The organism is Streptomyces aureus (genome assembly GCF_001418135.1).
Classification (GTDB): Bacteria; Actinomycetota; Actinomycetes; order Streptomycetales; family Streptomycetaceae; genus Streptomyces; species Streptomyces aureus_A.
Genome location: NZ_LIPQ01000542.1, coordinates 1 through 5,667 on the forward strand (window position 1 = coordinate 1; position 5,667 = coordinate 5,667).

The 5,667-nt window shown below is 72.0% G+C and carries 4 protein-coding genes and 1 pseudogene; all 5 read right to left on the reverse strand.

What is annotated here, in order from left to right; genetic code table 11:
* Positions 1 to 905 (reverse strand): S1 family peptidase (locus AOK00_RS33470; RefSeq protein ID WP_173861711.1); only part of this gene is annotated, 905 nt, incomplete at its 3' end.
* A gap of 224 nt (positions 906 to 1,129) precedes the next feature.
* On the reverse strand, positions 1,130 to 2,029 hold the full coding sequence (gene truB, locus AOK00_RS33475) for a tRNA pseudouridine(55) synthase TruB (RefSeq protein ID WP_055603909.1): 900 nt from the start codon (positions 2,027 to 2,029) through the stop codon (positions 1,130 to 1,132).
* Positions 2,026 to 2,466: a 30S ribosome-binding factor RbfA gene (gene rbfA, locus AOK00_RS33480; protein WP_055603910.1), complete on the reverse strand. Its 441-nt coding sequence runs from the start codon at positions 2,464 to 2,466 to the stop codon at positions 2,026 to 2,028. The genes truB and rbfA overlap by 4 nt, the downstream gene beginning before the upstream one ends.
* A 31-nt stretch (positions 2,467 to 2,497) precedes the next feature.
* On the reverse strand, positions 2,498 to 2,791 hold the full coding sequence (locus AOK00_RS33485; RefSeq protein ID WP_030322425.1) for a DUF503 domain-containing protein: 294 nt from the start codon (positions 2,789 to 2,791) through the stop codon (positions 2,498 to 2,500).
* 148 nt (positions 2,792 to 2,939) lie between these two features.
* Positions 2,940 to 5,630: pseudogene (gene infB, locus AOK00_RS33490) on the reverse strand (translation initiation factor IF-2); the annotation flags it as partial.
* Between the last annotated feature and the right edge of the window lie 37 nt (positions 5,631 to 5,667).

Consider the following 5,667-nt stretch of genomic DNA (forward strand, 5'->3'; position numbering starts at 1 on the left):
CCGACGGCCTCGGCGAGCGAGCGGTCCTCGGCGCGCAGGTCGGCGCCGCGCAGCCGGACGGTCGGGGCGGGGGCGACGCCCCGGGCGCGGCGGGCGCAGAGGCCGGCGAGGGCGGTGGTGCGGCCGGTGCCGGGGGCGCCGACGAGGGCGAGGACCGGCGCCTCGCCCGCTGTGAAGCGGGCGAACTCGCGGACGCACTCCGGGCGTTCGACGGCCTCGGGCCAGGGGTCCGGGTCCGGTACGGGGCCGGTGGAGGTGGCGGTGAGTTCCAGGATTCCGGCGAGGTTGAGATCGGGTCCGTAGGCGGGGACGGTGGCCGCGTTGCGCCGCAGGAGCGCGGTGAGGGGGCCTTCGGGGCGCAGTCGCACCGCGTATCCGGCGGCCGGGCGGTCGCCGCGCAGGGCGGTGCCCAGGACGGCGAGGACGGTGCCGGTGGCGGTGTCGAGGACGGGGCCGCCGGCGGCCTGTCCGCCGAGGCGGAGGGCCTCCGCTCCCTCAGTGCCGATGGCGAGTTCGAGGGCGTCGGCAAGCGCGTGGAAGCGGTCGGTGGCGGTGTACGTGACGGCGGCGGGGCCGAGCACGCGCGCCTCGCGCCAGCCGTGGGCGGCGATCCGTACGTATGTGCCGGGTTCGATCTCGGTCCGGGTCGCGAGCGGCAGCGGCCGTACGCCGAGGCCTTCGGTCCGTACGAGCGCGAGGCCGCTCTCCGGCAGCGGGGTGACGGCCTCGGCCTCGGCGAGCCAGGTCCGCTCGCCGGGGGCGTGCAGGACGACACGGCTGAGCCCGTCGACGGCTTCGTGACTGGTGACGACCGTTCCGTGGTGGTCGGCGAGGAATCCGGTGCCGCGAGGCCGGCCCGCCAGATCGCAGATCCGCACCAGCGTCGCCAGGTCCCCGCGTCCCATGGTGTCGACGGTAGGTCGCCGGTGATCACGCGGAGGACCACGAGAGGGGAACACGCCCCCTGACACTCCCCCCTTCACTCCGAGCGCCTCCCTGATCGGGTGATTCTTCGGTGTTCCGCCGGACAGGCTGTCGCAGGGGGAAACAAAGGGGGAAACACGTGAGGGCGGGCACGCGCGCGTGCCCGCCCTCACTGTGAGCCGACGATGACTCGGAACCGCTCGGATCAGCCGAAGACGGCGAGGCTCTTGGCCTTGCCCCGCTGGTCCTCCACGAGCGCAAGGAGCGTCCCCCCGGGCCCGAAGACCGCGACGGGACCCGCCGGGTACTCCGGCATCTCCAGGCGGACGCCGTTGAGCAGCAGCTTGGCCCGCTTCTCGTCGACGTCCCACCGGGGGAACGCCGCCGAGGCCGCGTCGGCGACCGGCATGACCGTGAGCTCCTGCTGGAGCTGGTCGAGCGTCTTCGCCGAGTCCAGCTTGTACGGGCCGACCCGGGTGCGGCGCAGCGCGGTCAGATGCCCGCCCACGCCGAGGCCCGCGCCGAGGTCCCGGGCGAGCGCCCGGATGTACGTACCGGAGGAGCAGACGACGGAGACGACCAGGTCGACGACGGGGGTGCCGTCCTCGGCGGTCGCCTCACGGACGTCGTACACCTGGAAGGAGGAGACGGTGACCGGGCGGGCCGGGATCTCGAACTCCTCGCCGCCACGCACGCGTGCGTACGACCGCTTGCCGTCGATCTTGATCGCGGAGACCTTCGACGGCACCTGCATGATGGCGCCGGTCAGCTCGGCGACGCCCGCGTCGATGCCCTCGCGGGTCACCTTGGAGGCGTCGACGGAGGCCGTGATCTCGCCCTCGGCGTCGTCGGTGATCGTCGTCTGGCCCAGGCGGATGGTGCCCAGGTACTCCTTCTCGGTCAGCGCGAGGTGACCGAGGAGCTTGGTCGCCCGCTCCACGCCGAGGACGAGGACGCCGGTGGCCATGGGGTCGAGCGTGCCGGCGTGCCCGACCCGGCGGGTCTTCGCGATCCCGCGCATCTTGGCCACGACGTCGTGCGAGGTGAATCCCGACGGCTTGTCGACGATGACAAGGCCGTCGGGAGTCTTTGCTGCGTTGCTCATTCGGCGGCTTCGTCCTCGCCCGGCTTCTTGTAGGGGTCGGCGTCACCGGCGAAGGTGGCGCCCGAGGACGCCTCCCGCACCTGCTCGTCCGAGGCCCGTGCCCGGTCGAGGAGGTCCTCGATGGTCTTGGCGTTCTCCGGGAGGGCGTCGGCCACGAAGGCCAGGGTCGGGGTGAACTTGGTCCCGGCCGCGCGGCCCACGGCCGAACGGAGGATGCCCTTGGCGCTCTCCAGACCGGCGGCGGCGCTCGCCCGGTCCTCCTCGTCGCCGTAGACCGTGTAGAAGACCGTGGCCTCCCGCAGGTCGCCGGTGACGCGGGTGTCCGTGATGGTCACGTGCGTGCCCAGGCGGGGGTCCTTGATGCCGCGCTGCAGCTTCTCGGCGACCACCTCCCGGATGAGGTCTGCCAGCTTCTTCGCCCGCGCGTTGTCGGCCACTGGTCCTTCTCCTTCTTTGCCTTGCTCAACATCAGTCTTCATCAGTGTGGAGCCTGCGGCGCACCGACAGCAGCTCCACCTCGGGTCGGGCGGCGACGAGCCGCTCGCACCGGTCCAGTACGTCGCTGAGGTGTCCCGGGTCCCCCGACACCATCGCGACGCCGATCTCGGCCCGTCGATGGAGGTTCTGGCCGCTGACCTCCGCCACGCTCACCGCGAATTTCCGCTGGAGCTCGGCGACGATCGGCTTGACGACGGAGCGTTTCTCCTTCAACGAACGAACGTCGCCGAGGAGCAGATCGAAGGACAGTGTCCCCACATACATGTATGTCCGGATGTCCCGCCGGTTCGGGTTCGGTGTGCCCGCCGACCACTCGGCGGGGACATCCGAAACCGTACACGCAACGGCCGGGGCCGATCGACGGAATAGTTTCCGCCGACCGGCCCCGGCTCACTGCTGCGATCGGACGCGATCAGGCGCGCGGCTTCTCGCGCATCTCGTACGTCGCGATGACGTCGTCGATCTTGATGTCGTTGAAGTTTCCGAGGTTGATACCACCCTCGAAGCCTTCGCGGATCTCGGTGACGTCGTCCTTGAAGCGGCGCAGACCGTGGATCGTGAGGTCCTCGGCGATGACCTTGCCGTCGCGGACGAGGCGCGCCTTGGTGTTGCGCTTGACCTCGCCGGAGCGGATGAGGACACCGGCGATGTTGCCCAGCTTGGACGAGCGGAAGACCTCGCGGATCTCCGCCGTACCGAGCTCGACCTCTTCGTACTCCGGCTTGAGGAGGCCCTTGAGCGCCGCCTCGATCTCCTCGATCGCCTGGTAGATGACCGAGTAGTACCGGACGTCGACGCCCTCGCGCTCCGCCATCTGCGCGGCACGGCCGGCCGCACGGACGTTGTAGCCGATGACGATGGCGTCGGAGCCCATGGCCAGGTCGATGTCCGACTCGGTGACCGCACCCACACCGCGGTGCAGGACACGAATGTCGACCTCTTCGCCGACGTCGAGCTGGAGCAGCGAGGCCTCGAGGGCCTCGACCGCACCGGACGCGTCGCCCTTGATGATGAGGTTGAGTTCCTGGACGAGACCGGCCTTGAGCACCTTGTCGAGGTCCTCGAGGGACACCCGGCGGACGCGCTTGGCGAAGGCGGCGTTGCGCTCACGCGCGGCGCGCTTCTCGGCGATCTGACGGGCCGTACGGTCCTCGTCGACAACCAGGAGGTTGTCGCCGGCACCCGGGACGTTGGTGAGACCCAGGACCAGGACGGGAGTCGACGGGGTCGCCTCCTCGACGTTGTTGCCCTTGTCGTCGAGCATCGCCCGGACACGGCCGTACGCGTCGCCGACCACCACGGTGTCGCCGATGCGCAGCGTTCCGCGCTGGACCAGGACGGTCGAGACGGCACCGCGACCGCGGTCGAGGTGGGACTCGATCGCAATACCCTGCGCGTCCTGGTTCGGGTTGGCCCGCAGGTCGAGCGAGGCGTCGGCGGTGAGGACGACGGCCTCGAGCAGGGAGTCGATGTGCAGACCCTGCTTGGCGGAGATGTCGACGAACATCGTGTCGCCGCCGTACTCCTCGGCCACCAGACCGAACTCGGTCAGCTGACCGCGGACCTTGGTCGGGTCCGCACCCTCGACGTCGATCTTGTTGACCGCGACGACGATCGGGACGCCGGCGGCCTTGGCGTGGTTGAGCGCCTCGATCGTCTGCGGCATGACGCCGTCGTTGGCCGCGACCACGAGGATCGCGATGTCGGTCGACTTCGCACCACGGGCACGCATGGCGGTGAACGCCTCGTGACCCGGGGTGTCGATGAAGGTGATGCGACGCTCTTCGCCGTTGACCTCGGTACCCACCTGGTAGGCACCGATGTGCTGGGTGATGCCACCGGCCTCGCCCGCGACGACGTTCGTCTTGCGGATCGCGTCGAGAAGTCGGGTCTTACCGTGGTCGACGTGACCCATGACGGTGACGACCGGCGGACGGGAGACCAGAGCCTCTTCGCCACCCTCGTCCTCGCCGAACTCGATGTCGAAGGACTCGAGGAGCTCGCGGTCCTCTTCCTCCGGCGAGACGATCTGAACGGTGTAGTTCATCTCGTCGCCGAGCATCTGCAGCGTGTCGTCGGACACGGACTGCGTGGCCGTGACCATCTCACCGAGGTTCATCATCACCGCGACGAGCGACGCCGGGTTGGCGCCGATCTTCTCGGCGAAGTCGGTGAGGGAGGCACCGCGCGACAGGCGAATGGTCTCGCCGTGGCCGCGAGGCAGCATCACGCCGCCCACGGACGGGGCCTGCATGGCCTCGTACTCCTGGCGCCTCTGACGCTTCGACTTGCGACCGCGACGCGCGGGACCGCCGGGACGACCGAAGGCGCCCTGCGTGCCACCACGGCCACCCGGACCGCCGGGACGGCCACCGAAGCCACCGGGACGACCGCCGAAGCCGCCGCCACCGCCGCCGGGACCACCCGGACGACCGCCGCCGCCACCGGGACCACCGGGACGACCGGCGAAGCCGCCGCCGCCACCGCCGGGACCGGCCGGACGACCGGCGAAGCCGGGACGACCGCCGCCGCCACCGCCGGGACCACCCGGACGGCCGCCGGGGCCACCGGGACCACGGCCACCGCCGCCGGGACCGGGACGCGGGCCGGCAGCGGGACGCTGCGGCATCATGCCCGGGTTGGGACGGTTACCGCCGGGCGCGCCGCCCGGACGGGGAGCCTGCGGACGAGGCATGCCACCGGGGGTGGGACGAGCGCCGCCCTGACCCTGCGGACGCGGAGCGCCGCCGGGGCCACCCTGCGGACGCGGGGCGCCCGGAGCGGCACCGGGGCCGCCGGGACGGGGAGCTCCGCCACCGGGACGGGGCGTCTGCGGACGCGCCATGCCGGTGGAGCCACCCGAGGTGAAGGGGTTGTTGCCCGGACGCGGTCCGGCCGGACGGGCACCGCCCGGACGGGGGGCGCCCTGGCCCTGCGGACGCGGGGCACCCTGGCCCTGCGGACGCGGTGCGCCCTGACCCGGACGGGCCGGACGCTCGGGGCGGTCGCCGGTGGGACGGGGTCCCTGGGCGGCGCCACCGGGGCGCTGACCGGCGGCGGGAGCCGACGGAGGCGCGGTGAACTCGGGCGCGGCCGGAGCCGGGCACACCGGCTCCGGCCGCGCCCGAGTTCACCGCGCC

Excerpts from the sequence above, each read along its gene's own strand:
- truB (WP_055603909.1), bottom strand. The coding sequence starts at position 2,029 with ATGAGCAACGCAGCAAAGACTCCCGACGGCCTTGTCATCGTCGACAAG.
- AOK00_RS33485 (WP_030322425.1), bottom strand. The coding sequence starts at position 2,791 with ATGTATGTGGGGACACTGTCCTTCGATCTGCTCCTCGGCGACGTTCGT.